This window comes from Microbacterium sp. TS-1 (assembly GCF_000509385.1).
GTDB lineage: Bacteria > Actinomycetota > Actinomycetes > Actinomycetales > Microbacteriaceae > Microbacterium > Microbacterium arborescens.
Genome location: NZ_BASQ01000001.1, coordinates 1,533,904 through 1,559,322, shown reverse-complemented (window position 1 = coordinate 1,559,322; position 25,419 = coordinate 1,533,904). Strand labels below are relative to the sequence as shown.

The window sequence follows — 25,419 nt, the reverse complement described above, 5'->3', positions numbered from 1 at the left end:
GAACTCCGGGCGGTAGCGTGGCGAGGGTGACCGACGCCGCAGCATCCGATTCGCGTGTCCGGGCCCGTGTCGATCGTGCGCTGGGACACCTCACGCTCGACCGCCCGCGAGCCATCAACGCCCTCGATCTCGGCATGATCGAGAACCTCGCCGCCGCGCTCGACGCGTGGGAGCACGACCCGAGTGTGGATGCCGTGCTGCTCGACGGTGCAGGGGAGCGCGGGCTGTGCGCAGGCGGCGACGTCCGCGGCCTGTACGACCAGATCGTCGCGGGCGATGTGGCCGAGACGGCCCACTTCTTCCGTGCCGAGTATGCGCTCAACGCGCGCATCGCCGCGTATCCGAAGCCCGTTGTCGTCTTCGCCGACGGCGTGACGATGGGAGGCGGCATCGGGCTCGCCGGCCATGCGGCGGTGCGCGTGGTGACCGAACGGTCGCGCCTCGCGATGCCCGAAGTCCGCATCGGGTTCACCCCCGACGTCGGCGGGAGCCTGCTGCTCGCCCGCGCGCCGGGTCGTGTGGGGGAGTTCCTCGCCCTGACCGGCGAGTCGATGGACGCCGCCGACGCGATCTACGCCGGTTTCGCCGACCACCTCGTTCCCTCCGAGCGGCTCGACGATCTGCGCGACGCTCTCGTCAGCCGCGCCGATCCGCAGACCGCGACCGAGCTCGTCCTCCTGTTCGACGAGACCGCCGGGCCCGCTCGCCTCGAGGCCGCCCGGCCCTGGATCGACGACGCCTTCGCCGCCGATTCGGTCGCCGAGATCATCGGACGGTTGCGGGATCGGGCCGAGCCGGACGCGCGAGCGACGGCGGAGCTGCTCGAGACCCTTCCGCCGACCGCTCTCGCCGTGACGCTCGCGGCCGTCCGCGCAGCGCGCGAGCGGAACGAGCTCCGGGCCGTCCTGGCGCAGGAGTACGGTCTCGTGCTCTGGTTCGCCACGACGCAGCCCGACCTCGTCGAGGGCATTCGCGCTCGCCTCGTCGACAAGGACGGGGCTCCCTCGTGGTCACCGGCATCCCGCGACGATCTCGCCCCGGATGTCGTGACGCAGGCGTTCGCATTCGAGCCGGCACTCGCCCTATGGACTGACTGAGTTCGCGCGTCCGTCCGGGCCGCACCTCCGGGCAAGGTAATAGTCTCGGGATGCTGTGCGTCCGCGCCGTCCCGGGGCAGCGCCGCACGAGGGAGGGTTCGTGTTCGACAGTCCGCTGTCCGCCTCTGCGTACGACGTGCTCGGGGTCGCGCCCGACGTCGACGACGAGGAGCTCCGCCGCGCCTACCGCCTCCGGCTGCGGCAGACGCACCCCGACACCGGCGGCGACGCCGTGACGTTCGTGCAGGTGCAGCGCGCGTGGGACCTCGTCGGCACGGCCGCTGCCCGGGCCGCCTACGACCGCGGTCACGGTTTCGCGGACGCACCGACGTTCTCGCCCGATGCGCCGACGTGGCGGCCGCCGCAGCGACCCGCCGACACGCGCCCGCGGGCGCGGTCGTTCGGTCAGCCCGGCGGCTGGCGTCGCGAGCGCTACCTGACCCTCATCCGGGAGTGGGTGGGACGCGGCGCACCGGTCGAGGACCCCTATGACCCCGCCCTCGTCCGCACCGCGCCGCACGAGATCAGGCGGCTGCTGGCCGACGCGCTCGCCGAGGAGGCGACCGCCCGGGTCGTCGCCGACCTCGGCATGGGATACACGGTCTGGCACGACGTCGCCGCCGATCCGCGGGATCCCGAGGCGAAGCTCGACCACGTCGTGCTCGGGCCCTCGGGGCTCTACGCCGTGCTGTCCGAGGACTTCGGCACCCCCGTGCGCACCCGGCGGGGCGAGCTGATCGGCGAGGGCGTCGACTCGCCGATCGCGACGCTCGTGCATCGGGCGCGCGCGCTCAGCCGCGCGGCTCGCGTGAAGTTCAGCGGCGCGATCGTCGTCCTGCCCGACGACGACGTCGTGCAGGCCATCGAGGAGCTCGGACGCGTGCGCGGGCTCGCGATCGCCGTGGTCGGCCGCTCCGCGCTCGCCACCGTGCTGCGCCGGGGCGTCGCCGGGGCGCGCGAGATCGGCGGCAACGAGCTCTTCGACGTCCGCACCCGCCTGCAGCAGACCGTCCGCTTCGTGTGATGTCGCGAGAATCGCTGCGCGCGGCTTACGACACTGTCGCTGCCGCCTACGCGGCCCTGCTGCCGGACGCGTCGTTCGAAGCCCCGGCGGATCTCGCGATGCTCGAGCACTTCCTCGCCGAGCTGCCGAACGCCGCGCGCGTGCTGGATGCCGGGTGCGGGTCGGGACGGATGCTGCGAGAGATGCGCGACCGCCGCCCGGACCTGCGTTTCGTGGGGGTCGACCTCTCGCCCCGGATGATCGCGGAGGCTCGGGCGGAGTGTTCGTTCGCCGATCTGTACTCGGCGGACCTCGCGGAACTGCCGCTGGCCGACGGGTCTGTCGCCGGGGTGCTCGCCTGGTATTCCGTGATCCACGCGAACGCGGACGAGCTCGCGGCGATCGCCGACGAGACCGCGCGCGTCACGGCGGCCGGTGGACTCGTCCTCCTCGGGTTCCAAAGCGGCAGGGGAACGCGGCGGATCGAGCGTGCCTACGGTCACGACGTTGCCCTGGACGCAGTCCTGCACGATCCGCACGATGTCGCGGCGGAGTTCGTCGCTCACGGATTCATCGTGCTCGAAGCGTTCGAGCGGCCGGCGCGAGATGGAGAGCGTCATGCGCAGGGGTTCGTGCTCGTGCGTCGCGAGGTCAGTCCGCGAGGCCCCACAGCTGCAGCGGGTGGCTGAGGCGCCACCAGACGTCCGGGTCGGGGATGTCTGTGGTCAGGCGCAGGGCCGTGGTCGCCGTGCCCAGCGGACCGGTGAGCGTCAGCTCGCCGGCCTCGTCGCCGGCGCCGCGCGAATCGCCGAGCTCGACGTTCGCGGCGGCCTGAGACGACTGCGTGTTCCACAGTGCGACACGGATGTCGGACTCGGTGACGATCTCGGAGGTCGCGCCCCACGCGGTCGTCGCGGTTCCCGCGACGGTTCCCGCGGGGAGAGCCGGTGAGGCCGCGATCTCGCTGATCGTGCGATCGAGCAGCGCGGCCGTCGCGGAGTGGCGGGTCTCGTCGTCGGGCTGATCGAGGGCGGTCGCGTAGACGCGGACGTTGACGCCGTCGACGTCGGTGTCCTTCGCGGCGACGAGGTTGTACGAGCCGAACAGGCTGCCCGTCTTGACTCCGACGACCGCGGGGTCGGCGAGCAGAGCGTTGGTGTTCTCCACGAATCCGGCGCCCGGCAGCTCGGCGGAGCGCTGCCCGACGATGCCCGAGATGACGGGGTTCGACATCGCGGTTTCGGCGAGGGTGATCACGGATGCCGGTGCCGCCGTGTTCTCCGGGTCGATACCGCTCGAATCGACGACGGTGACGCCGCCCAGGCCATGCGCCTGCAACCAGGCGTTCGCCGCTTCGACGTAGGCGTCCTCGTCGGGCCAGAGCTCGGACACGAGCCGGTCGGCGTAGTTGTTCGCCGACCCGATCAGCACTCCCTGGAGCAGCTGGTACTGCGTGAGGACACCGTCGACGGGAACGTCGAGCGCCGACTGGTCGTCGGCGAGGTAGGCGCGGTACTCCCGGCGGTCGGCGGAGGTGAACGCGAATTCCGGGCCCTGCTCGCCGTCGGCGAGCGGCATCCGATCGAGCACGACGAGGGCGGTGACGAGTTTCGTGATGCTCGCGATCGACTCCGGCTCGCCGGATGATGCCGACACTGCCGCGAAGCCGCCGACGGCCGTGGCGCCGGCGCCCTCGGCCGGCCACGCGGGCTGTGCGACGGGCGCGGCGGGCGCCGAGAGGGCGGCCGGCAGGATGTCGGGCGCGACGGCGTCGAGCGGCCACAGCAGCGTCGCCGCCGTGTATCCGCCCACGGTGAGCGCGGCGACCCCCAGCGTCGAGAGCACGGCCGGTGCGGCCGAGCGTCGAGGGGGCTCGGTGAGCAGCTCGGCGTGCGCGAGCGTGTACGGTCCCGCTGAAGCGGCGGCGTCACGACGGTCGTTCCCGCTGGCGACGGCATCGTCGTCGAGCCACGCGAGGGCGACGCGCGGGGCGGGAGAGGTCACCCGCCCAACGTACAACGCGCGTGCGCCGATATACTTCATCGACAACCACGGGAGTCCGGTGAGCCGGGCTGAGAGGAAGCGATCCACGCTTCGACCGTCGAACCTGATCCGGATCATGCCGGCGCAGGGAGGAGAGAGAATGCACGCTGCTGCGTCCACCACCGAGTCCGATCGTCGTACCGGGCGCACGCCCGGCCGCTTCCGCTGGCGCGTCGTCGACATCGTCATCGCGAGCGTCATCGGCGTCGCCTGCGCCGCGGTGTTCCTGCTGTGGAACGTCGCCTATCAGGGGCCGTCCGCCGCGCTGACGCCGTTGCTCCCCGGCCTGCAGGGGCTGCTCGCGGGGCCCTGGCTCATCGCCGGAGTGCTCGGCGGCCTCATCATCCGCAAACCCGGTGCGGCGCTGTACACCGAGCTGCTCGCGGCGGTGATCTCGGCGCTCGTCGGCAACCAGTGGGGTCCGCTCACGATCGTCTCCGGCCTCGTGCAGGGACTCGGCGCAGAACTGATCTTCCTCGTCTTCCTCTACGCGTCGTGGCGTCTTCCGGTCGCGCTCCTCGCGGGCGCCGGGGCGGGCCTCGCCGGCGGCATCAACGACCGCGTCCTCTGGTACCCCGGTGCTGACACGCTGTTCACGTCGGTCTACATCGCCTCGACGACGGTCTCGGGCGCGGTCATCGCCGGCCTCGGCGGGTGGCTCATCACGCGTGCCCTGGCGCGGACGGGAGCCCTGAGCAGGTTCGCGGCCGGGCGCGAAGCCACCGCCCGCGTCTGACGGTGGGCGAAGACGCCGGCGCGGCGCGACCCGCGACCCTCGAAGCCCGCGGCTGGGGGTGGCGCTACGCCACACGTCGCGCGTGGGCCGCGCGCGAGACGACGTTCCGCATCGGGGCCGGCGAGCGGGTGCTGCTGCTCGGAGCATCGGGATCGGGCAAGTCGACGCTGCTGCAGGGTCTCGCCGGTGTGCTCGGGGGAGCGGACGAGGGCGAACAGGAGGGTGGGCTCCTCGTCGACGGTCAGCCGGCGGCGGACGCCCGGGGTCGGGTGGGGCTGGTCCTCCAAGACCCCGACAGTCAGACGATCCTCGCGCGGGTGGGCGACGACGTCGCCTTCGGATGCGAGAACCTCGCCGTGCCGCGCGACGAGATCTGGCGCCGGGGGCGCGCTGCTCTGGATGCCGTGGGGCTCGACGTCCCGCTCGACCGGTCGACCGCCGCGCTATCGGGAGGGCAGAAGCAGCGCCTCGCGCTCGCGGGCGTCGTCGCGATGCAGCCGGGCGCGGTGCTGCTCGACGAGCCCACGGCGAACCTCGATCCGGCGGGTGTGATCGATGTGCGGGACGCCGTCGCCCGCGCGCTCGATGCCACGGGAGCCACCCTCGTCGTGATCGAGCATCGGATCGACGCGTGGCTCCCGCTCGTCGACCGGGTCATCGTCCTCGCACCCGGCGGCGGCGTCGTCGCGGACGGCGACCCGCGGACGGTGCTGACCGAACGCGGCGCGGAGCTGGCGGCCTCGGGGGTGTGGGTGCCCGGCATCCGTCCGGTCGTCCCCCCGCGGCCGGCCTCTCCGCCCGGCGACGTGCTGCTGTCGGCCGACGGCCTCGTCGTCGGGCGCGCGACGGACGTGCCGGTCGCGGGCCCCCTCGACCTCGACCTGCGCGCCGGCGAGGTGCTCGGCGTCGTGGGCCCCAACGGCACCGGCAAGTCGACCCTCGGCCTCACGCTCGCGGGGCTGCTCCCCGGGCAGGGCGGCGCCGTGCGCGCGGCCGACGATCTGGCGGCGGGAGCGGCGCTCCTGCGCCGTTCCCGGCGACGCGACCGCGCCGACCGCGCCGACCCCGCGGCATGGACCTCGACGGCGCTGCTGACCAGGATCGGCACCGTGCTGCAGGAGCCGGAGCACCAGATCCTGCGCTCGTCGGTCCGCGCCGAGCTCGAGGTCGGGCCGCGCGCTCTCGGGCTCGAAGAAACCGAGATGACAGCGCGCGTCGACGAGCTGCTGGAGCGGCTCCGGCTCGCCCCGCTCGCCGCGGCGAACCCCTACACGCTGTCAGGCGGCGAGAAGCGCCGCCTGACCGTCGCCGCGATGCTGGCGGCGCGTCCCCGGGTTGTGGTCCTCGACGAGCCGACCTACGGCCAGGACGCGCGCACGTGGTCGGAGCTGGTCGCGATCATCGCCGCCCTTCGAGACGGAGTCGACGATCGCGGCCCGCGCGGGGTGATCGCGATCACGCACGACGACGCGGTGCTCGACGCCCTCTCGGCACGCCGGTTCGCCCTGGACGCGCCCGCCGGAGTCGGCGCATGACGGCCATCGCACCGTCCCCTGTCCGACGTGGCGTCGCGACGCTCAACCCCGTGGCGAAGCTGCTGGCCGCACTGCTCATCGCGCTGCCGCTGGTCATCACGATCGACCCGGTCTCGGCCGGGGTGGCCCTGCTCCTCGAGCTGCCGCTCCTGCTCGCCTCGGGTGTCGGCTGGCGCCGATTCTGGGTGCGGACGCTGCCGCTGTGGATCGCCGCGCCGGCGGCCGCGGTGACAATCTCGCTCTATGGGGAACGCAGCGGAGCGGAGGTCTTCTCCTGGGCGTTCGTCCACGTCAGCGAGGGGTCTCTCGCGCTGGGACTGGCAGCCGCGCTCCGCGTCCTGGCGATCGGTCTCCCGGCCGTCGTGCTGTTCATCACGGTCGACCCGACCGACCTCGCCGACGGGCTGGCGCAGATCCTGCGTCTTCCCGCCCGGTTCGTCATCGGGGGCCTCGCGGGGATGCGGATGCTCGGTCTGCTGACCGAGGACTGGCGCGCGCTCGCGCTCGCGCGGCGGGCCCGCGGTGTTGCCGACGCGGGGCGGTTGCGGCGCGCCTTGGGCATGGCGTTCGCGCTGCTCGTGCTGGCCATCCGGCGCGGCTCCGCCCTCGCGACGGCGATGGAGGCGCGGGCTTTCGGCGCACCCGGACGTCGAACGTGGGCACGGGAGTCGCGGCTGGCGGCATCCGATGTCGCGGTCATGGCGGGCGGGCTCGTGATCTCGGCCACGGCGGTCGCGGTGTCGGTCGCGGTGGGAGCCTTCCACCCGATCTTCGGTCCGTCCTGAGGTCGCGTCCCGAGATCGGGCCTCAGGCCGCTCCGACCGTGGTCTCCGCCAGCCGCCGGGCGAGCGCTTCCTCGACGACGAGCTCGGTGATCAGTCCCGCCGCGAGCGCGCCGCGCAGCGCGTCGAGCTTGGTCAGGCTCGACACCGCGCACAGGCGACGGGGGATGCGGCGGATCGCTTCGAGCGACGGGCCGCTCGAGCGGGCGTTGAGCTCGATGCCGGTCGCCGAGCCGTCGATGCGGTAGAACACGGTCGCGCAGTCGCCGACGACGCCGTCGCGCAGCAGCGAGCGCAGGTCCTCACCGGTGAGGTAGCCGCCGGCGTAGACATGGGAGGGGACGTCGGCGTGAGGCGAGCCGAGCCCGAAGACGAACACCTGAACGCGCGACTGCGCGTCGAGGACGCGCCGGATCGACCGTTCGCGCCACAGCAGCTGCTTGGTCAGCGGGTCGTCGAACAAGGCGGGCACCGGGAACTGCTGCACGTCGGTGCCGAACGCCTGCCCGAACCGCTCGAGGATCGCGCCGGAGTACGAGATCCCCGACGTCGACTCGTTGGCCGCACCGTTCATCTGCACGATCTGCGAGTCGTGCAGCCGCTTGGTCGGCAGATGGCGGGCGATCGCCGACACCGTGGCTCCCCACGCGATGCCGATGCTGGCGTCGGGGTCGAGGGTCGACGACAGGACGTGGGCCGCCGTGCGCGCCGTGCGCTCGAGTCGTTCGGCGTCGTTCGTGCGCGGGGGTGTGCTGACGACGTGAACCGAGATGCCGAAGCGCTCGGACAGGCGCCGGGCGACCACGGAGTTCGCCTCGTGCGGCGAGTGCACCGTGATCTCGACGAGTCCGATGTCGCGCGCGTGAGCGAGCAGGCGCGACACGGAGGAGCGCGAGAGCGTCATCTCGGCCGCGATCTGATCCATCGTGCGGTCCTGCACGTAGTACAGCTGCGCCGCGCGCAGCGCGTCCCGTGTGCGTGCCTCGGCCTCGGCGTCCGCGCTCATCGTCATCCGTCCTGCACGTTCGTGCATCGCCGCAGCGCCGGTGCACGTTCGTGCATGACCGTTGCGCATTCGTGCGGTGGACCCCAGTGTAGATCGGGACAGCCGTGGAAAAGGATGCAGTATGACCGAGTCGACGCCGACCACCCGCGCGAACATCCGAGCCCTGCGCGAGCGCCCACATGCCGAGGTCCTCGTCATCGGCGGAGGCATCAACGGGATCGCGACGTTCCGCGACCTCGCCCTCCAGGGGGTCGACGTGGCACTCGTCGAGCGCGGCGACTACGTCAGCGGCGCATCGTCCGCGTCGAGCCACATGATCCACGGCGGTGTGCGCTACCTCGAGAACGGCGAGTTCCGTCTCGTGAAGGAGTCGGTGACCGAGCGCAACCGTCTCGTGCGCAACGCGCCCCACTTCGTCAAGCCGCTGCCGACGACGATCCCGATCCATCGCACCTTCTCGGGCATCCTCGCCGCCCCGTTCCGGCTGCTCGTGACGCACGGTCGCGGCAAGCCGCGCGAGCGCGGCGCGCTGCTGATCAAGGTCGGTCTGATCATGTACGACACCTTCTCGCGTGACGGCGGGTCGGTGCCTCGTCACCGGTTCCGCGGCCGCCGCAGCTCGCGGACGCAGTTCCCCGAGCTCGACGAGCGGTTCCGCTACACCGCGACCTACTACGACGCCTCGATGCACGATCCCGAGCGCCTCGCGCTCGACGTGCTGCGCGACGGCGCACGCGAGGACTCCGCCCGCGCGGCGAACTACGCTCCGGTCGTGGGCGCCGACGGGTCGTCGGTGATCATCCGCGACGACGTCACGGGAGAGGAGTTCCCGTTCACGGCCGACGTCGTCGTGAACACCAGCGGCCCCTGGACCGATCTGACCAACAGCGCGCTCGGCACCCCGACCCGTTTCATGGGCGGCACGAAGGGGTCGCACATCGTCCTCGACAACACCTCGCTGCTCGAGGCGACCGGCGGCAACGAGATCTTCTTCGAGGCCGCGGACGGCCGTATCGTCCTCATCTACCCGCTCAAGGGCCGGGTCATGGTCGGGACGACCGACATCGACGCCGACCCGAGCCGCCCCACGGTCTGCACCGACGACGAGATCGACTACTTCTTCGATCTGATCGGCCAGGTCTTCCCCGACATCGCCGTCGACCGCTCGCAGATCGTCTACACGTTCTCGGGCATCCGTCCCCTCCCGCGGCACGACGACCTCGCTCCGGGCTTCGTCTCCCGCGACTACCGCATCGAGAAGGACCGTCTCGGCGACGTGCCCGTCCTCAGCCTCGTCGGCGGGAAGTGGACGACCTTCCGCGCTCTCGCCGAGCACCTCGCCACCGACGTCCTCGAGCTGATGCGGCGCCCGCGCCGCGTCGCGACCACCGACCTCGCGATCGGCGGCGGTGCCGGCTACCCCCGCAGCGTCGCTCAGCGTCGGCGCTGGATCGAGGCCCGCCGCGGTGCGCACTCCGCCGAGTTCGCCGATCGCATGCTCGAGCGCTACGGCACCTACGCGCAGGAGGTGCTCGCCGCGCTCCCGGTCGCTCAGCAGGAGCTCGGGCACGCGCCCGGCTACTCCGTCGAGGAGATCGCCTTCCTCGCCGAGCGCGAAGAGGTGGTCACGCTCATGGACCTGCTGCTGCGCCGCACCTCGATCGCCTTCGTCGGCGGTGTCTCGATGGAGACCCTCACCGAGGTCGCCGAAGCGGCCGCTCCGGTGCTCGGCTGGGACGCGGAGACCGTCCGCGCTCAGGTCGAGGAGGCCGCGCAGGCACTCGAAGAGGCCCACCGCATCGACGTCCGCACGTCGCGCCTCGCGCCTCTCCCCGCCTGACGCGCTCACAGACCCGGCGAGGCCCGACGCCGGATCACCCTCGGGCCGCCCTCTCGCACGGCGACGCCGCCGCGCGATGATTTTGCAGAAAGGTCGACGCTGACATGCACGACATCAATCTCGGGCTCTACTTCGTGTCGGAGCTCGTGGGAACGGCGATGCTGCTCCTGCTCGGCGGTGGCGTGGTCGCCAACGTCATCCTCGCCAAGTCGAAGGGTCTCGGCGGCGGGACGCTCATGATCAACTGGGGCTGGGGCCTGGCGGTGTTCGCCGGTGTGCTCGTGTCGTCGTACTCGGGCGCTCAGCTGAACCCGGCGGTCTCGATCGGGCTTCTGGTGGGCGGGAAGATCGAGTTCGTCCAGTTCCTCGTCGCGATCGCCGCCCAGTTCGTCGGCGCCTTCCTCGGCGCCGTGCTCTGCTGGCTGGCCTACCACGACCACTTCGACGCCGAGCCCGACCCGGCCAACAAGCTCGGCGTCTTCTCGACCGGCCCCGGCATCCGCGCCTACGGCTGGAACCTCGTCACCGAGATCATCGCGACCTTCGTGCTCGTGTTCGTCATCTTCGGGTTCGCCGACTACGGCGACATCGAGATCGGCACGCCGGGCTCGCTCGGCCCCCTCACCGCGGTGCCGGTCGCCCTCCTCGTGGTCGGCATCGGCGCGTCGCTCGGCGGTCCCACCGGGTACGCGATCAACCCCGCCCGCGACCTCGGCCCGCGCATCGCGCATGCCGTGCTCCCGATCAAGGGCAAGGGATCGAGCGACTGGTCGTACGCGTGGGTTCCCGTCGTCGGACCCCTCATCGGCGGTACGCTCGCGGCACTCGCTGCCGGCGCCCTGCTCGGCCTCGCCTGACCCTCTCCACCGAACCGACAACGAGAACAGACAAGGACGTCACATCATGACCGACTACATCATCGCCCTCGACCAGGGCACGACCTCGAGCCGCGCGATCATCTTCGACAAGAAGGGCTCGATCATCTCCGTCGGGCAGAAGGAGCATGAGCAGATCATGCCGCGGGCGGGTTGGGTCGAGCACGACCCGATCGAGATCCGCGACAACATGCGCGAGGTCATCGGCATCGCGCTCGGTCGCGCCAACCTCACCCGCCACGACATCGCCGCGATCGGCATCACCAACCAGCGCGAGACCGCCGTCGTCTGGGACAAGAACACCGGCATCCCCGTCTACAACGCCATCGTCTGGCAGGACACGCGTACGCAGCCGATCGTCAACCGGCTCGCCGGTGACAAGGGTGTCGAGCGGTACAAGGACATCGTGGGTCTGCCGCTGGCGACCTACTTCTCGGGCACCAAGATCGTCTGGATCCTCGAGAACGTCGAGGGTGCGCGCGAGAAGGCCGAGGCCGGCGATCTCATCTTCGGCACGACCGACACCTGGGTGCTGTGGAACCTCACCGGTGGCCCCTCGGGCGGCATCCACGCGACCGACGTCACGAACGCGTCGCGCACGCTCTTCATGGACCTCGAGACCCTCGAATGGCGCGACGACATCCTGGCCGACTTCGGGGTGCCGCGCTCGATGATGCCCGAGATCCGCTCCTCCAGCGAGGTCTACGGCGAGGCTCGCGACACGTCGCTGCTGCGCGAGACGCCGGTGGCCGGCATCCTCGGCGACCAGCAGGCTGCGACCTTCGGGCAGGCGGCCTTCGATGCCGGCGAGAGCAAGAACACCTACGGCACCGGCAACTTCCTGATCTTCCAGACCGGAACCGAGATCGTGCGGTCCGAGAACGGTCTGCTCACGACGATCGGCTACAAGCTCGGCGACGGCCCCACCCACTACGCGCTCGAAGGATCGATCGCCGTCACGGGGTCGCTCATCCAGTGGCTGCGCGATCAGCTCGGGATCATCGCCACGGCGCCCGAGGTCGAGAAGCTCGCGCTGTCGGTTGAGGACAACGGCGGCGTCTACTTCGTGCCCGCGTTCTCGGGCCTGTACGCCCCGTACTGGCGGCCCGATGCCCGCGGCGCGATCGTGGGGCTCACGCGCTACGCGAACCGCGGGCACCTCTCGCGGGCAGCGCTCGAGGCGACGGCCTTCCAGACGCGTGAGGTCCTGGATGCCGTCAACGCCGACTCCGGCGTCGACCTGGCCGAGCTGAAGGTCGACGGCGGCATGATCGCCAACGACACGCTGATGCAGTTCCAGGCCGACATCCTGGGCGTTCCCGTCGTGCGACCGGTCGTCGCCGAGACCACCGCGCTCGGTGCCGCCTACGCCGCGGGTCTCGCCGTCGGGTTCTGGAACGACCTCGACGAGCTGCGGGCCAACTGGCAGGAGGACAAGCGCTGGACGCCGAACGACGACGCCCCGGAGCGCGAGCGCCAGCTGCGGCTGTGGAAGAAGGCCGTGACGAAGTCGATGGACTGGGTCGACGACGACGTCCGCTGAGGCCGCGGTCAGAGCGCGAGCGCGAAGCAGACCGAGCGAGGCATCGTCTCGGCATAGGGCTCGTAGACCGGGATGCGGCTGAAGCCCATCGAGGAGTAGAGCGCGAGGGACTCGGGCTGCTGGAGCCCGGTCTGGAGGATCACGCGTTCCGCACCGTCTGCTCGGGCGGCATCGAGCGCGGCCGACATGAGGGCGCGCGCGATGCCGAGCCCGCGGAACGCGGGTGCCACGATGAGCCGCTTGATCTCCCATTCGTCGCCGAGCCGGCGCAGGATGACGTGCCCCGCGGGGGCCTCGTCCGCGCCGGCTTCGGCGACGAGGGCGATCAGCGTCGTGACGATCTCGTCAGGGTGCGTCGCGAGCGCGCGGGCGCGGGCGCGGCGTCGCTCGTCTGGCTCGTCGCCGTGGAAGCCGTCGTACCGGGCGCCGAGGTCGTCGTCGAGCTGTCGGCGCAGGTCACGGGCGCGGGGATCGTCGTAGGCGACGTCGACGATGCGCCAGGTCAGGTCTCGTTCCACAGCGACCGATAGTAGGCCAGGCGCTCGGGGTCGGGGGTGACGCCGTAGGCGGCGATGAGCGCGTCCTCCCAGCCGGGGCCGTAGTTCCACTCGGTGCTCATCGCCGCGACGGCGATGTCGGCCCACCGGTCGGCGACGCCGAGGGCCCCCAGGTCGACGTGCGCGAGCCACCGCCCGTCGTCGTCGACGAGGCTGTTCGGGCAGCAGGCGTCGCCGTGGCAGACGACGAGAAGATCGGGCTCGGGCGCCGCGTGGAGGGATGCCGGTACGTCGAGGCCGCGCGCCGCTGCGGTGCGCAGCCGGTGCTCGACACCCCAGTCGAACGGGCAGCCGGCGGCCGGCAGGGCGTCGTGGAGGGCGCGCAGTCCCTCGCCGACCGCGCGCACGGCGGTGGCGGGCTCCTCGACCCAGCGGGGATCGACAGCCGACCGGCCGGGCAGTGCGCGGGTCACGAGCCACTCGGCGTCGTGCCCGCACCGCTCTCCCGCCCGACTCCGGAGAGACGGCGGCTCGTCGACGCGACGGCACGCGCGATCGCCGGTCGGATGCTCGCCGCGGGCGTTCTAGGGTGGAGGGGCGAGTTCGAAGGAGAACACATGCAGATCGCGGGAGTCTCCGCCCTCATCACGGGCGGCGCCAGCGGCCTGGGTGCGGCCACGGCGCGGCGCCTCGCCGCCGCCGGCGCCCACGTCACGATCGTCGACCTCCCGGGGTCATCCGGGCCCGAGGTCGCAGCCGAGATCGGCGGCCGGTTCGCGCCGGCCGACGTCACCGATCCGGGCGAGGTCGCCGCGGCCGTCGAGACAGCCGGCGAGACCGCGCCTCTGCGGGTCGTCGTCAACTGCGCCGGGATCGCGCCGCCCGCCAAGGTGCTCGACCGAGAAGGACACCCCACGCCGCTGCCGGACTTCGAGCGCGTCATCCGCATCAACCTCGTCGGCACCTACAACGTCGTGGCCCAGGCTTCGGCGGCGATCGCCCGGACCCAGCCGACCGAGACCGGCGCCCGCGGCGTCATCGTCAACACGGCCTCCGTCGCCGCCTTCGAAGGCCAGATCGGGCAGCCGGCCTACGCCGCGTCGAAGGGGGCGGTGCACGCGATGACCCTGCCGATCGCCCGGGAGCTCGCGCGCTACGGCATCCGCGTCTGCACCATCGCCCCCGGGATCATGCAGACCCCCATGATGGCCGGGCTGCCGGATGCCGCGCAGCGCTCGCTCGGCGAGCAGGTGCCGTACCCGCAGCGGCTGGGAGCGCCCGAGGAGTTCGCCGCGCTCGCCGCCCACATCGTCGACAACGACTACCTCAACGGCGAGACGATCCGTCTCGACGGCGCGATCAGAATGGCACCACGATGACCGACACTGCATCCGACACCGCATCCGACACCGTCCTGCTGCGGCGCGAGGGCGCGCTCGCGCGCATCACCCTGAACCGTCCGGCCTCCCTCAACGCGGTCGACGCCGAGATGGCCGTCCGCTGGCGCGAGGTCGCCGCCGAGGTCGCGGCCGACGCGTCGATCGGGGCCGTCATCCTGGATGCGGCGGGCCGCGCCTTCTGCGCCGGCGGCGACGTCGTGTCGATGTCGACCTCCGGGATGGGCGGCGCGGCGGTCACCGAGACGGCCCGCGTCATCCACGACGGCATCACGTCGCTGACCACTGCGGCGGTGCCGATCGTCGCCGCCGTGCAGGGTGCGGTCGCCGGGGGAGGGCTCGGCATCATGCTGGTCGCCGACTACATCGTCGCATCGCCGTCGGCGGTCTTCGTCAGCAAGTACGCGAACATCGGGCTCACTCCCGACCTCGGCGTGTCGACCCTGCTCCCGGCCGCGATCGGCCAGCGGCGGGCCTTGCAGCTGCTGCTCCACGACACGGCGCTCGACGCCGCGACCGCGCTCGACTGGGGGCTCATCGCCGAGGTCGTCGATGATCCGGCAGCTCGCGCCCAGGCGCTCGCCGCAGCCTGGCTGGACGGCGCGACGACTGCGTTCGGGCAGGCCAAGCGCCTCGTCCGAGAAGGCGCCGGGCGCACTCTCGCCGAGAACCTCGACGACGAGGCGCGGACGATCGGAACGCGCTTCGACACCCCCGAGGCGCGCGTTCGCATCGACGCGTTCGCCGCCGCATCCGCTCGCCGCACCCGAACCGAGGAGAACCGATGACCGACGCGAAGCCCTTGGCGGGCAAGACGCTGCTGATGTCGGGCGGAAGCCGCGGCATCGGCTTGGCCATCGCGCTCCGAGCCGCGCGCGACGGCGCGAACATCGCGCTGCTCGCCAAGACGGACCAGCCGCATCCGAAGCTCGAGGGCACGGTGCACACCGCCGCGGCCGAGATCGTCGCGGCGGGGGGTCAGGCGCTGCCGATCGTCGGCGACGTGCGCGACGAGGACTCCATCACCGAGGCCGTGCTGAAGACGCAGGGCGAGTTCGGCGGCATCGACATCGTGGTGAACAACGCCTCGGCCATCGACCTCTCGGGCACCCTGGAGCTCGGCACGAAGCGCTTCGATCTGATGCATGCTGTCAACGTGCGCGGGACGTTCCTGCTGTCGCGGGCCGCGATCCCCGTGCTGCGCGACGCCGCGAACCCGCACATCCTGTCGCTGTCGCCCCCGCTCAACCTCTCGCCGAAGTGGCTCGGCGCGCACACCGGCTACACGCTCGCGAAGTACGGCATGACGATGGCGACCCTCGGCATCGCGGCGGAGTTCGCCGGCGACGGGATCGCCGCGAACACGCTCTGGCCCCGGACGACGATCGCGACGGCGGCGGTGCAGTACTCTCTCGGCGGTGACCGGATGATGGCCGCGAGCCGCACGCCGGAGATCTACGCGGATGCCGCCTACGAGGTGCTCGTCCGGCCCGCGCGCGAGTACACGGGCCGGACGCTCATCGTCGAGGATGTGCTCGAGGCGTCGGGCGTGACCGATTTCTCGGGCTATGCGGCGGTTCCCGGCACGCCGGACAGCGAGCTGTTCCCCGACGTGTTCCTCGACTGAGACCGCTCCGACCGGCCGGGTTCAGGCGTTGAGGTCGACGCGCGTCCCGATGCCGCGCTCGTGCGCAGCGTCGAGCAGGACGGCCGCCACGGCGACATCCTGTGCGCCGATGCCGACCGAGTCGAAGAGGGTGATCTCGTCGTGGCCGGCGCGGCCGCGCACCCGACCCGTGAGCACCTCGCCGAGCGTCCCCACGACGTCGTCGAGGGTGAGGGCTCCCTCGGCGACGGCGAGGAGGAGGTCGCCCGATTTGGTCTCGGCCGTCGCGCGGTCGTCGACCCACACGGAGGATCTGGCGAGGGCGGCCCCGTCGACCTCGCGCTCGTCGGGACGCGGCCGTGCCCCGACGACGTTGAGGTGCTGACCCGGCCGCAGCCACGCGCCGGAGAGGATCGGCTCCACCGACGGGGTCAGCGTGCAGACGACGTCGGAGGCGTCGACGACCTCGCGCGGCGAGGATGCCGCGACGATCTCACCGTCCCAGTCGCCCGAGCGTTCGACGTCGGCGGCGAAGCGCGCGACGGTGGCGGCCGAGCGCGACCAGACGGTGAGGCGTTCGAACGGTCGCACGGTCCGCAGCGCGCGGACATGCTCGCGGGCGAGCGCCCCCGCCCCCAGCAGGCCCAGGGACCGGCTGTCGTCGCGGGCGAGGGCTCTGGTGGCGACGGCGCTCGCGGCCGCGGTGCGCACGCGCGTCGGGACGCGGCCGTGCAGCAGCGCGACCGGGGCGCCGTCGGCGCGGTCGACGACCAGGATCATCGACCGCTGCGTCGGCAGGTCGCGCTCGGCGTTGTCGGGGACGTCGGCGAGCAGCTTGACCCCCGCGAGGCCCGCCGCATCGGAGACCGCTGCCATGAGGATGAACCGTCCCGTGTCGCCGGGCGTCGCCATCGAGGTGGGGCCGGGCTGGTGCGCCCCGCCGTCCGCGATCTCCGCGAACGCCCGCGCCACCGCTTCGAGGGTGGCGTCACGGTCGACGAGGGACTCCAGCTCGGACGCCCCGAGAAGCAGGGTCACGCGGTCACCCCTCCGGTGAGCTCGAGCCCGTCGGCGACGACGACGCCGCGGTAGAGCACGGTGCGATCGGGGGACCGGTCCATGACCGCCGCAGTGACCGTGTCACCCGACACGAGCACGAGGTCGGCCGGATCTCCCTCGGCGAGCCCCGGGCGGTCGGCCGCACCGTTCAGGCCCGGCGCCAGCCCCATGACGGAGCGGCCGCCGACCGTGGCGATCGCGACACAGTGCTCGATGTCCTCGTCGCGGCGGAAGCCGTTGGTGAAGGCGAGCTGCCACGTGCGGTCGAGCATGTCGGTGTTGCCGTAGGGCGACCAGTAGTCGCGCTGACCGTCCTGGCCGAGTCCGAGCCGGATGCCGTACTCGGCCAGCATCAGCGTCGGGAGCGCCGTCGGCGGGGCGATCGTCGCCATCGAGATGTCGAGCTCCCGCATCTCGTCGAGGAGCGGCCGCAGCTGCGCTTCGGGCAGACGGCCGAGGCCGTACCCGTGCGAGATGGTGACCCGCCCCTGCATCCCCGTCGCGCGGGTGCGCTCGATGATCAGCTCGGCCGAGAACTTCGCCAGCTGCTCGGGCTCGTGCAGGTGGATGTCGATCGGGGCGCCGTGCTTCTCGGCGATGCCGAAGACGATGTCGAGGTGGCGCACCGGATCGCGGTCGAGCGCACAGGGGTCGATGCCGCCCACGACGTCGGCGCCGCGTGCCATGGCCTCATCGAGCACGTCGGCCGATCCCGCCTCGCGCAGCAGGCCCGCCTGCGGGAACGCGATGATCTCGACGTCGCAGCGCCCGGCATTGGCCTCGCGCGCGGCGACGACCGCGTCGAGGCGTTCGTGGCCGGCGTCGACGTCGACCTGCGCGTATGTCCGGACGGCGGTCGTGCCGCGGGCGATCGCCCGCTCGAGGGTCGTCGCGACCCGCTCCTCGATCGAGACCTCGGCCTCGCGCCAGTTGCGGCGGTCGTTGAGCATCATGTTCCAGACGCCGGGCGAACCGGTGTGGGGGCGGAACGGCAGGCCGACGCGCGTGGAGTCCAGGTGCACGTGGACGTCGGCGAACGAGGGGATCAGGATCCGGCCCCGTCCGTCGACGACGTCCGCGGCGGTGGTGTCCGCGGTGCCGGGGGCGGCGGTGCCGATGATGACACCGCCGTCCACGATCACATCGGTGGTCGCGCCGCCCCAGGGACGGACGCGGGAGAGGATGGTGCGGGTCATTCGAAGCTCGTCTCGGTGAAGTCGTACAGGCCGTCGGCGCGCGGGGTCCACTGCAGCGACGATCCGGCGGCGAAGTTGTTGGCGGGGACGTACAGCGGCACGAAGTAGACCTGCTCGTTGCTGTAGCCGAGCAGCTCGGCGAAGACGTCTTCGCGCGCGGCGCCCTCGACGCCGCGCTGGCGCTCGGCGAGCTCGGTGGTCGCGGGGTCGAGTGCGTAGTTGTTGTTGCCCGCCGGCTCGTAGAAGTCGGTCAGGGGCAGGTCGCCGTCGAGGGTGGAGGGAGCCCACGTGTTCAGGTAGATGCCCTGCATCTCCTTGCCGCGGACCTTGAGCGTGTGGCTCTGCTGGTCGGCGCCGCGCATGTCGACGGCGATGCCGACGGTCTCGAGGTAGCCCTGGATGCTCTGGGCCACTTCGCTCGAGAGCGGGATGCGGCCATCGGTGGCGTAGTCGAAGGGGATCGGGGTGCCGTCGTACCCGGCCTCCGCGAGCAGCGCGCGCGCCGCCTCCGGGTCGTAGCCGATCGCCTCGACGTCGTCGGAGTAGCCCTCGACGGCGGGGGCGAGCATCGCCTTCGCCGGCTCGGCGAGTCCGGCCAGCAGCGAGTCGACGATCGCCTCCGTGTCGATCGCATGGCCGATGGCCTCCCGGACGCGGACGTCCTGGAGCGGGCCGGCCGTCGAGTTGGCGCCGAGGAAGACCACGCCGTTCGACAGGGCCGAGAACACCTGCGCGTTGCCGGCCGACTCGATGCTCGAGACCTGGGTCGGACCGATCTGGGCCACGTCGAGGTCGCCCGAGAGCACGCCGCTCGCACGCGACTCGGCGGACGAGACCGGCTGCAGCGAGATGGTCTCGATGGCGGGGGCCTCGCCCCAGTAGTCCTCGTTGCGGACGAGGTCGTACGAGACGCCCGGGGTGATGGAGTCGAAGACGTAGGGGCCCGATCCGATCGGCTCGCGGGCGTAGGCGTCGGGACCCATCTCCTGATAGGTGTCGGCCGGGACGATCGAGATGAGCGAGGTGTTGCGGGGGAACGCCGAGAAGGGCTGCTTCAGGACGAAGCGCACCGTCAGGTCGTCGACCTTCTCGACGCGGTCGACCGACGAGAGGTAGGCGTAGTTCTCGCCCGTCGGGTCGCCGAGGATCGTCTCGTACGAGAACACGACGTCGTCGGCGGTGATCTCCTCGCCGTTGCTCGCCGTGACGTCGGGCTGGAGGGTGAACTCCCACTCGGTCAGGTCGGCGTTCGCGGTCCAGTCGGTCGCGAGCTTGGGCACCATCTCGCCGTCGGCGGTGATCTTCACGAGCTGGTCGTGCGTGTGGAAGAACACCGACAGCACCACGAGAGCGCCCGAGCGGATGGGATCCATCGACGTCGGGTCGGTGGGCAGGGCGGCGGTGATGGATGTCTGGGCCGACCCCGAGGCGGAGCCGCCGGACGGGGAGTCGAACCCGCCGGCGCAGCCGGCGAGCACGAGGGCGCCGAGGGCGAGGAGGGATCCGCCGGCGAGGGCGCGCCGGGAGGTGTGTCGGGTCATGTGAGTGCCTTTCGAGCGGTGAGACGGGGAATGGCGTCGAGGAGGGTGCGGGTGTAGGGATGCTGCGGGTCGGTGAAGACGTCTTCCGTGGGGCCGTGCTCGACGATGCGGCCGCCCTCCATCACGACGACCCGGTCGGCGATGCCGCGCACCACGCCCAGGTCGTGCGAGACGAAGAGGTAGGCGAGCCGGTGCTCGCGCTGCAGGTCGCGGAGGAGGTCGAGCACTTGCGCCTGGATCGACACGTCCAGCGCCGAGACCGGCTCGTCGAGGAGCACGAGCGCCGGGTCGAGCGCGAGAGCGCGGGCGATCCCGACGCGCTGACGCTGTCCGCCGGAGAGACATCGGGGCAGCCGGTCGTCGAACGACGGGTCGAGGCCGACGCCCGCGAGCAGGTCGCGGACGCGGTCCGGGCTGTACGCGTGCCGCACGCGCAGCGGCTCCGCCACGGAGCCGGCGACGCTGACCCGGGGGTCGAGGGCCGACGAGGGGTCCTGGAAGACGATCTGCGCCCGTGCGCGCTCCGCGGCGGAACGCCCGGAGATGGCGGGTGCCGCGGCCGTGCCCGCGATCGTCACGCGGCCCGAAGCTGCCGGCGTGAGACCGAGGATCGCGCGCAGCAGCGAGGACTTGCCGCATCCGGACTCGCCGACCACGGCGAGGGTCTCGCCCGCCCGGATCCGCAGCGAGACGCCGTCGACCGCGCGCACGGTGCCACCGCGGCGGCCGGGGTACTCGACGACGAGGTCGGTCACCTCCAACGCGATCTCCGCAGCATCGTCGACCACCACGGTCGCCGCGCGGGCGGGCGGCTCGTGCGCCGAGGGGACCGCGGCGAGTAGCATCCGGGTGTACTCCTCGCGCGGGGCGGCGAGCACGTCGGCGGTCGCACCCCGTTCGACGATGCTCCCGGCGCGCATGACCGCGATGTCGTCGGTGTGCTCGCCCACGAGACCGAGGTCGTGCGTGATGAGCGCGAGCGCCGAGCCGGTGCGCTCGCGCACCTCGTCGAGCAGTGCCATGACCTGCGCCTGCACCGTCACGTCGAGCGCCGTGGTCGGCTCGTCGGCGATGAGCAGCAGGGGGTCGTGGGCGATCGCCATCGCGATCATCGCGCGCTGCCGCATCCCGCCCGACCACTGGTGCGGCCGGGCTGCGGCGCGCTCGGCGGCGTTGCGGACCCCGACCGACTCGAGGAGCTCCACCGCGCGCCGCCGGGCTGCGCCGCGTCCGAGGCCGGGCGCGTGGACCCGCACGGCGCTCGCCACCTGCGCGCCGACCGCGCGCAGCGGGTTGAGCGACGACATCGGGTCCTGGAAGATCATGGCCGCGACGCGGCCCCGGCTCGACCGCAGCTCGCGGTCCGTGAGCGCCGTGACGTCGCGTCCGTCGAGGAGGATCCGGCCGGACGTCACGCGAACGCCCTCGGGCAGCAGTCCCATCGTCGCGAGCATGGTGAGGCTCTTGCCCGACCCCGACTCGCCGACGATTCCGAGCGCGCGGCCGCGCCCGACGTCGAGCGATACGCCGGCCACGAGCGGCCGCGGGCCGGTGGGGGTGACGGCCTCGAGGGACAGATCCTCGATGGTCAGGACGGATGCGGTCATCGCCGGCCTCCCTTGCGCAGCAGGGCGCCGCGCGCCTCCGCGGTGAACTGCTGACTGACGAACTGGGCTCCCGCGACGGCGAGGAACATGACGAGTCCGGGCAGGATGACCAGCCAGGGGTCGGTCGACAGGTACTTCTGACCGTCGAAGATCATCGCGCCCCAGCTCGGCGTGGGCGGCTGGACGCCGAGCCCGAGGTACTCCAGCGACGCCTCGATGAGGACGATGGTGGCGATGTCCGTGGCGGCAATGATGAGGGTGTGCGGCCAGACGTTGGGCACCACGTGGCGCGTGATGGTCCAGAAGGTGTCGGCACCCTGCGTCAGCGGGGCGACGACGAAGTCCTGCCGTCGCAGCGCCGCCGTGATGTTCCGGGTCACGCGGGCGTAGCCGACCCACCAGGTGCAGCCGACGACGAGGATCGTCAGACCCGCGCTCGGTGAGACGACGGCGCAGATGGCGATGAGCAGCAGCACCACGGGCATCGCCAGCACCGTGTTCGACAGCACCGAGAGGCCGGCTTCGACCTTGCCCCCGAAGTAGCCGGACACGATCCCGACGGTCGTCCCGATGAGGGCGTTGAGGGCCACGATCGCGAGGGTGATCCCCAGGGTGACCGACGACGCCAGGGCCACCCGGCTGAACAGGTCGCGGCCGAGCGGGTCGGTCCCGAGGGGGTGGGCGGGGTCCGTGAACGGCGGCAGCAGAGCCCGCGAGAGGTCCTGCCCCATCGGATCGAACCCCGGCAGCACCGGGCGCAGCGCGGAGAGGGCGATGACGAGCCCGATCATGGTGAACCCGACGACGGCCGAGGGGCGCAGGCGCAGACGCGGCGGACGCGGGGCGGTCGCGGGTGACGCGGTGACGGGCGCGGGAGCGACGGGCGTGAGGGTCATGATTGAGCCGTCCGGGTGTCGATGCGGGAGACGAGGGTGTCGACCAGGGTGTTCACGAGCACGAACATCAGGGCCACGAACAGCAGGCCGGCCTGGACGATGGGGAAGTCGCGCTGGCTGACGGCGTCGGTCAGGAGGCTGCCGAGGCCGGGCCAGGCGAACACCACCTCGACGACGACCGTGCCGCCCAGGAGCCCGCCGAGGTTCAGGCCCGCCATGCCGAGCACGGGCGCGAGCGCGTTGGGAAGCATCTGGGTGAGCAGGATGCTCGCCCGGCTGTGCCCCTGCGCGAACGCGGTGCGGACGTAGTCCTGTTCGGCCTGTTCGCTCAGCGCGGCGTCGAGGAGGCGCAGGTACATGACGAACTGGCCCGTGGCGAGCGTGATGACGGGAAGCGCCAGGCTGGCGGGGCTCGTCCGGCCCAGCGAGGGCAGGACGCCCAGCAGGACCGAGAAGACCAGCACGAGCAGGAGAGCGAAGAAGAAATCGGGGACCGACTGCCGCACGGCACCGCTCCAGCCGACGATCGCTCGCAGCAGGCGGCTGCCGGTGAGCTGGATGGCGAGGGCGGCGATCAGCGCGAGGGCGAAGCCCGCGATGAAGGCCCAGAAGGCGAGTTCGACGGTCGCCGGGACGCGCTCGAGGACGAGGCCGAGGGCCGGCTCGTGCCGGCGGTACGAATCACCGAAGTCGCCGACGAACAGACCGCCGAGGAAGTCGAGGTACTGCACGATGACGGGCCGGTCGAAACCGAGGCGCGCGTTGAGCGCGTCGACGTCGGCGGTCGAGGCGTTGTCGGGCAGGAGCAGCGCCCCGGGCGCGCCGGTGAGGCGCCCGAGGACGAAGCCGACGGTCACCACCAGGAAGATCGTGGCGACGGCGAGGCCGAGGCGGCGGAGGAGAAAGGGGAGCACGAGCAGGACGCTATGGCACGGCGGCTCGCGGACCGGGCCGCGTAACGAACACGCAACACAACTCTTACGCTCGTGACACTTTGGCGTACCGAATCGTGCCTTCGAGCCGCTTTCAAGGCTTCAAATGGCCATCAGGGATACCAGATGGCGATTCCCGCCCCGACTGCCCGACCTGCCAGGATGGTCGGGTGGATGACGAGACGGATGCCGCCGGGCGGCGCATCGCACATGCCCTGCGGGAGCGGATCATCACCGGCGACATCGCGATGGGCGACAAGCTCGGCGAGCGTGACGTCGCCCTGCAGCTCGGAGTCTCGCGGGTGCCCGTCCGCGAGGCGCTGCAGCTGCTCGAGTCCGAGGGCTTCGTGTCGTCGTCGCACCGGCGGGCCGCGATCGTTCACACGTTCACGCTCGACGACGCCGTCGAGCTGTTCGACATGCGCATGCAGCTCGAGCCCTTCGCTGCATCCCTCGCCGCCCGCAACGCCGCGGCAGGCGCCGACACGACCCACCTGGTCGCCGCCCTCGAGGTCGCTCACGTCGCGCACGACGAGGACGCGCCGGCGTCGACCCGCAACTCCGATCTGCACGAGGAGATCTTCGCGCTCGCCGGACACCGCCTTCTGCTGCGGATGAGCGGCCAGCTCACGGGCCGCACACGCTGGCTCTTCCGCCTCACCCCGGAGCGCGACACGGAGCGCCGATGGGACGAGCACGACGAGATCGTCGAGGCCATCCTCGGTGGGCACGCGGATCTCGCGTTCGCGCTCGCAGCGGCCCACGTCGAGCGCGGGCGGGTCGAGTCGATGCCCCGTCTGGCAGAACGGCTGCCCGCCGAGCCCGTGCGACGTCGCCGTCGCGGCGCATCGAAGGGCTGACCGCGCGTCCGGCGCAGCCGATCAGTCGAGTGGCTTGCGCAGGAATATCTGGAAGGTGCCGTCGCCCTGCGGCACGCGCTCGGACTCGGCATACCCCTCGCGCTCGTAGAGGCGGAGGTTGGCTTCGCTGAGCGAGCCCGTGAACAGTTCGGCTTCGCGCGCACCGGCCTGCCGTCCGCGTTCCTCGACCGCGGCGAGCAGCGCGGTGCCGAGACCGGATCCCTGCTGGTCGGGGGCGATCGCGATGCGGCCGATGAGCAGCAGCTCGCCGTCGAGACGGGCGCGTGCCGCTCCGACGATGCGTCCGTCGTCGAGGGCGACGCAGCCGAGGTTCTCGTGCAGCTCGGCCCGGAGCTCGTCGAGGGTCTGGGTCAGGGGCGGCATGTCGGCCGCGTCGTAGATGAGGGCTTCGGACACGAACGCCGCGCGCTGCAGGGTCAGCACTTCACCCGCGTCGGCGGGGTCGATGGGGCGGATGTCGTGCTCGCGGGCCATCAGGCGGCCGTCTCAGGGTCGATGATGCCGTGGCGGACGAAGGCGTTCCAGATGCCGTCGTCGAGGACGCCGGTGGTGACCTCGCCGGCGATGCGCTGGAGGTGCGGGTCGGCTTCGGCCATCGCGATCGCGGTGCCGCAGACCTCGAACATCTCGACGTCGTTCCAGCTGTCGCCGATTCCGATGGCGTCGGCGGCGTCGCGGCCGAGATGGCTCAGCATCGCCTGGATGCCGGTCCCCTTGTTCGTGCCGCGCATACCGACCTCGCCGTTCGACCCGGTCGGCAGCGGCATGCTGCCCGGTATCACGTGGAACTCATCGCCGAGGGCTCGCTGGGTCTTCTCGACGGCGTCGGGGTCGGAGCTGACGAACACCGCTTTGGCGATGTGGTCGAGATCGGCCTCCTCGACCGGGGCGAAGCGCGGCGCGGCCACGACGTCCTCGGCGAGGGCCACGGTGGAGACGTCTTCAGCGTGACGGCGCCGGCGTTCGCTGATGAAGTCGGCGATGAAAGAGCGAACGCCCTCGCTCGCGTAGACCCCGGCGTGAGACTGGATGAAGTACCGCGTGCCCTGCTCGTCGAAGTAGGCCATGACGCGCTCGACGGCGGCGCGTGGCATCAGCTCGGCGAGCACCGTCTCGTCGCCGGAGACCGCGAGGGCCCCGCCGTTGGAGATGGCGCCGTCGAAGCCGATGTCGAGCACACGGGGGTTGATGTCGCCGGCGGCGCGTCCTGTGCAGAGGTAGACGAGGTGCCCGCGTTCACGCGCGGCGCGAACCGCTGCGATCGTCGAGGGGGCGATCGACTCGCCGTGCGCGAGGATGGTGCCGTCGACGTCGAGGAAGATGATGCGAGATTGCGACGTCACCCCT

At 71.9% G+C, this 25,419-nt stretch carries 24 protein-coding genes, 1 pseudogene and 1 riboswitch; of the genes and pseudogenes, 13 read left to right on the top strand and 12 right to left on the bottom strand.

Going from position 1 to position 25,419, the window contains the following annotated elements; genetic code table 11:
• The first annotated feature begins 26 nt into the window (after window positions 1-26).
• The 3 genes from MTS1_RS07295 to MTS1_RS07285 all read left to right on the top strand — a co-directional run bounded on the left by MTS1_RS07295 (window position 27) and on the right by MTS1_RS07285 (window position 2,789).
• Window positions 27-1,097 (top strand): enoyl-CoA hydratase/isomerase family protein, encoded by a 1,071-nt coding sequence (locus MTS1_RS07295; protein ID WP_023952736.1) that lies wholly within the window; start codon window positions 27-29, stop codon window positions 1,095-1,097.
• A 100-nt stretch (window positions 1,098-1,197) separates the two neighbouring features.
• Entirely contained in the window at window positions 1,198-2,121 is a 924-nt protein-coding gene (locus tag MTS1_RS07290; protein ID WP_023952735.1) for a DnaJ domain-containing protein, read from the top strand.
• A complete protein-coding gene (locus MTS1_RS07285) occupies window positions 2,121-2,789 on the top strand; it encodes a class I SAM-dependent methyltransferase (protein ID WP_144083376.1) in 669 nt (222 codons plus the stop codon). Before MTS1_RS07290 ends, MTS1_RS07285 begins: the two co-directional genes overlap by 1 nt.
• Here the strand turns inward: MTS1_RS07285 and MTS1_RS07280 are convergent.
• A complete protein-coding gene (locus MTS1_RS07280) occupies window positions 2,752-4,104 on the bottom strand; it encodes a D-alanyl-D-alanine carboxypeptidase (protein WP_023952731.1) in 1,353 nt (450 codons plus the stop codon). The genes MTS1_RS07285 and MTS1_RS07280 overlap by 38 nt on opposite strands.
• Window positions 4,105-4,141: 37 nt before the next feature.
• A riboswitch (TPP riboswitch) is annotated at window positions 4,142-4,251 on the top strand.
• On the opposite strand from MTS1_RS07280, the gene MTS1_RS07275 reads away from it, so the two are divergent.
• From MTS1_RS07275 to MTS1_RS07265, 3 genes are all read left to right on the top strand, one after another.
• On the top strand, window positions 4,244-4,879 hold the full coding sequence (locus tag MTS1_RS07275; RefSeq protein ID WP_023952729.1) for an ECF transporter S component: 636 nt from the start codon (window positions 4,244-4,246) through the stop codon (window positions 4,877-4,879). It overlaps the preceding riboswitch by 8 nt.
• 2 nt (window positions 4,880-4,881) lie before the next feature.
• On the top strand, window positions 4,882-6,414 hold the full coding sequence (locus MTS1_RS07270; RefSeq protein ID WP_023952726.1) for an ABC transporter ATP-binding protein: 1,533 nt from the start codon (window positions 4,882-4,884) through the stop codon (window positions 6,412-6,414).
• A complete protein-coding gene (locus MTS1_RS07265) occupies window positions 6,411-7,199 on the top strand; it encodes an energy-coupling factor transporter transmembrane protein EcfT (protein ID WP_023952724.1) in 789 nt (262 codons plus the stop codon). Before MTS1_RS07270 ends, MTS1_RS07265 begins: the two co-directional genes overlap by 4 nt.
• 22 nt (window positions 7,200-7,221) lie before the next feature.
• On the opposite strand, the gene MTS1_RS07260 is transcribed toward MTS1_RS07265, so the two are convergent.
• Complete coding sequence (locus MTS1_RS07260; protein WP_023952723.1) at window positions 7,222-8,202, bottom strand: sugar-binding transcriptional regulator; 981 nt, start codon at window positions 8,200-8,202, stop codon at window positions 7,222-7,224.
• 121 nt (window positions 8,203-8,323) lie between these two features.
• On the opposite strand from MTS1_RS07260, the gene MTS1_RS07255 reads away from it, so the two are divergent.
• The 3 genes from MTS1_RS07255 (at window position 8,324) to glpK (ending at window position 12,460) form a co-directional block, all read left to right on the top strand.
• Window positions 8,324-10,042 carry a glycerol-3-phosphate dehydrogenase/oxidase gene (locus MTS1_RS07255; protein WP_023952722.1) on the top strand — a complete coding sequence of 573 codons (1,719 nt, stop codon included), beginning with the start codon at window positions 8,324-8,326 and terminating at the stop codon, window positions 10,040-10,042.
• Between the two features lie 104 nt (window positions 10,043-10,146).
• Window positions 10,147-10,899: an MIP/aquaporin family protein gene (locus tag MTS1_RS07250; protein ID WP_023952721.1), complete on the top strand. Its 753-nt coding sequence runs from the start codon at window positions 10,147-10,149 to the stop codon at window positions 10,897-10,899.
• Between the two features lie 46 nt (window positions 10,900-10,945).
• Entirely contained in the window at window positions 10,946-12,460 is a 1,515-nt protein-coding gene (gene glpK / locus MTS1_RS07245; protein ID WP_023952720.1) for a glycerol kinase GlpK, read from the top strand.
• An 8-nt stretch (window positions 12,461-12,468) separates the two neighbouring features.
• On the opposite strand, the gene MTS1_RS07240 is transcribed toward glpK, so the two are convergent.
• Together MTS1_RS07240 and MTS1_RS07235 are read right to left on the bottom strand one after the other, a co-directional pair.
• Window positions 12,469-12,978: a GNAT family N-acetyltransferase gene (locus MTS1_RS07240; protein ID WP_023952719.1), complete on the bottom strand. Its 510-nt coding sequence runs from the start codon at window positions 12,976-12,978 to the stop codon at window positions 12,469-12,471.
• Window positions 12,963-13,463, bottom strand: a pseudogene (locus MTS1_RS07235) (phosphotransferase); the annotation flags it as partial. The gene MTS1_RS07240 and the pseudogene MTS1_RS07235, both read right to left, overlap by 16 nt.
• 111 nt (window positions 13,464-13,574) lie before the next feature.
• Here MTS1_RS07235 and MTS1_RS07230 point away from each other — a divergent pair.
• The 3 genes from MTS1_RS07230 to MTS1_RS07220 are packed head-to-tail and all read left to right on the top strand — an operon-like array spanning window position 13,575 to window position 15,981.
• Entirely contained in the window at window positions 13,575-14,336 is a 762-nt protein-coding gene (locus tag MTS1_RS07230) for an SDR family NAD(P)-dependent oxidoreductase (protein ID WP_023952716.1), read from the top strand.
• Window positions 14,333-15,142: an enoyl-CoA hydratase/isomerase family protein gene (locus MTS1_RS07225; protein WP_023952714.1), complete on the top strand. Its 810-nt coding sequence runs from the start codon at window positions 14,333-14,335 to the stop codon at window positions 15,140-15,142. The genes MTS1_RS07230 and MTS1_RS07225 overlap by 4 nt, the downstream gene beginning before the upstream one ends.
• The gene (locus tag MTS1_RS07220; RefSeq protein ID WP_023952712.1) at window positions 15,139-15,981 is read left to right on the top strand and encodes an NAD(P)-dependent oxidoreductase; all 843 of its coding nucleotides are present in this window, start codon (window positions 15,139-15,141) and stop codon (window positions 15,979-15,981) included. Before MTS1_RS07225 ends, MTS1_RS07220 begins: the two co-directional genes overlap by 4 nt.
• A gap of 21 nt (window positions 15,982-16,002) precedes the next feature.
• On the opposite strand, the gene MTS1_RS07215 is transcribed toward MTS1_RS07220, so the two are convergent.
• From MTS1_RS07215 to MTS1_RS07190, 6 genes are read right to left on the bottom strand one after another with little or no spacing between them, the layout of a single operon-like run.
• Window positions 16,003-16,998, bottom strand: a complete 996-nt coding sequence (locus tag MTS1_RS07215) for an ornithine cyclodeaminase family protein (protein ID WP_023952710.1) — start codon at window positions 16,996-16,998, stop codon at window positions 16,003-16,005.
• Entirely contained in the window at window positions 16,995-18,215 is a 1,221-nt protein-coding gene (locus tag MTS1_RS07210; protein ID WP_023952708.1) for an amidohydrolase family protein, read from the bottom strand. The genes MTS1_RS07215 and MTS1_RS07210 overlap by 4 nt, the downstream gene beginning before the upstream one ends.
• Entirely contained in the window at window positions 18,212-19,756 is a 1,545-nt protein-coding gene (locus MTS1_RS07205; RefSeq protein WP_023952706.1) for an ABC transporter substrate-binding protein, read from the bottom strand. Before MTS1_RS07205 ends, MTS1_RS07210 begins: the two co-directional genes overlap by 4 nt.
• The gene (locus tag MTS1_RS07200) at window positions 19,753-21,363 is read right to left on the bottom strand and encodes an ABC transporter ATP-binding protein (RefSeq protein WP_023952704.1); all 1,611 of its coding nucleotides are present in this window, start codon (window positions 21,361-21,363) and stop codon (window positions 19,753-19,755) included. Before MTS1_RS07200 ends, MTS1_RS07205 begins: the two co-directional genes overlap by 4 nt.
• Window positions 21,360-22,259 carry an ABC transporter permease gene (locus tag MTS1_RS07195; RefSeq protein ID WP_023952703.1) on the bottom strand — a complete coding sequence of 300 codons (900 nt, stop codon included), beginning with the start codon at window positions 22,257-22,259 and terminating at the stop codon, window positions 21,360-21,362. The genes MTS1_RS07200 and MTS1_RS07195 overlap by 4 nt, the downstream gene beginning before the upstream one ends.
• Window positions 22,256-23,173 (bottom strand): ABC transporter permease, encoded by a 918-nt coding sequence (locus MTS1_RS07190; RefSeq protein WP_023952701.1) that lies wholly within the window; start codon window positions 23,171-23,173, stop codon window positions 22,256-22,258. The genes MTS1_RS07195 and MTS1_RS07190 overlap by 4 nt, the downstream gene beginning before the upstream one ends.
• A 188-nt stretch (window positions 23,174-23,361) precedes the next feature.
• On the opposite strand from MTS1_RS07190, the gene MTS1_RS07185 reads away from it, so the two are divergent.
• Window positions 23,362-24,051: a GntR family transcriptional regulator gene (locus tag MTS1_RS07185; RefSeq protein WP_023952699.1), complete on the top strand. Its 690-nt coding sequence runs from the start codon at window positions 23,362-23,364 to the stop codon at window positions 24,049-24,051.
• A gap of 21 nt (window positions 24,052-24,072) precedes the next feature.
• Here the strand turns inward: MTS1_RS07185 and MTS1_RS07180 are convergent, their stop codons facing one another.
• Together MTS1_RS07180 and MTS1_RS07175 are read right to left on the bottom strand one after the other, a co-directional pair.
• Window positions 24,073-24,546 carry a GNAT family N-acetyltransferase gene (locus MTS1_RS07180; protein ID WP_023952697.1) on the bottom strand — a complete coding sequence of 158 codons (474 nt, stop codon included), beginning with the start codon at window positions 24,544-24,546 and terminating at the stop codon, window positions 24,073-24,075.
• Window positions 24,546-25,415, bottom strand: coding sequence for a Cof-type HAD-IIB family hydrolase (locus MTS1_RS07175; protein ID WP_023952695.1), 870 nt, complete (start codon window positions 25,413-25,415; stop codon window positions 24,546-24,548). The genes MTS1_RS07180 and MTS1_RS07175 overlap by 1 nt, the downstream gene beginning before the upstream one ends.
• Window positions 25,416-25,419 lie beyond the last annotated feature (4 nt).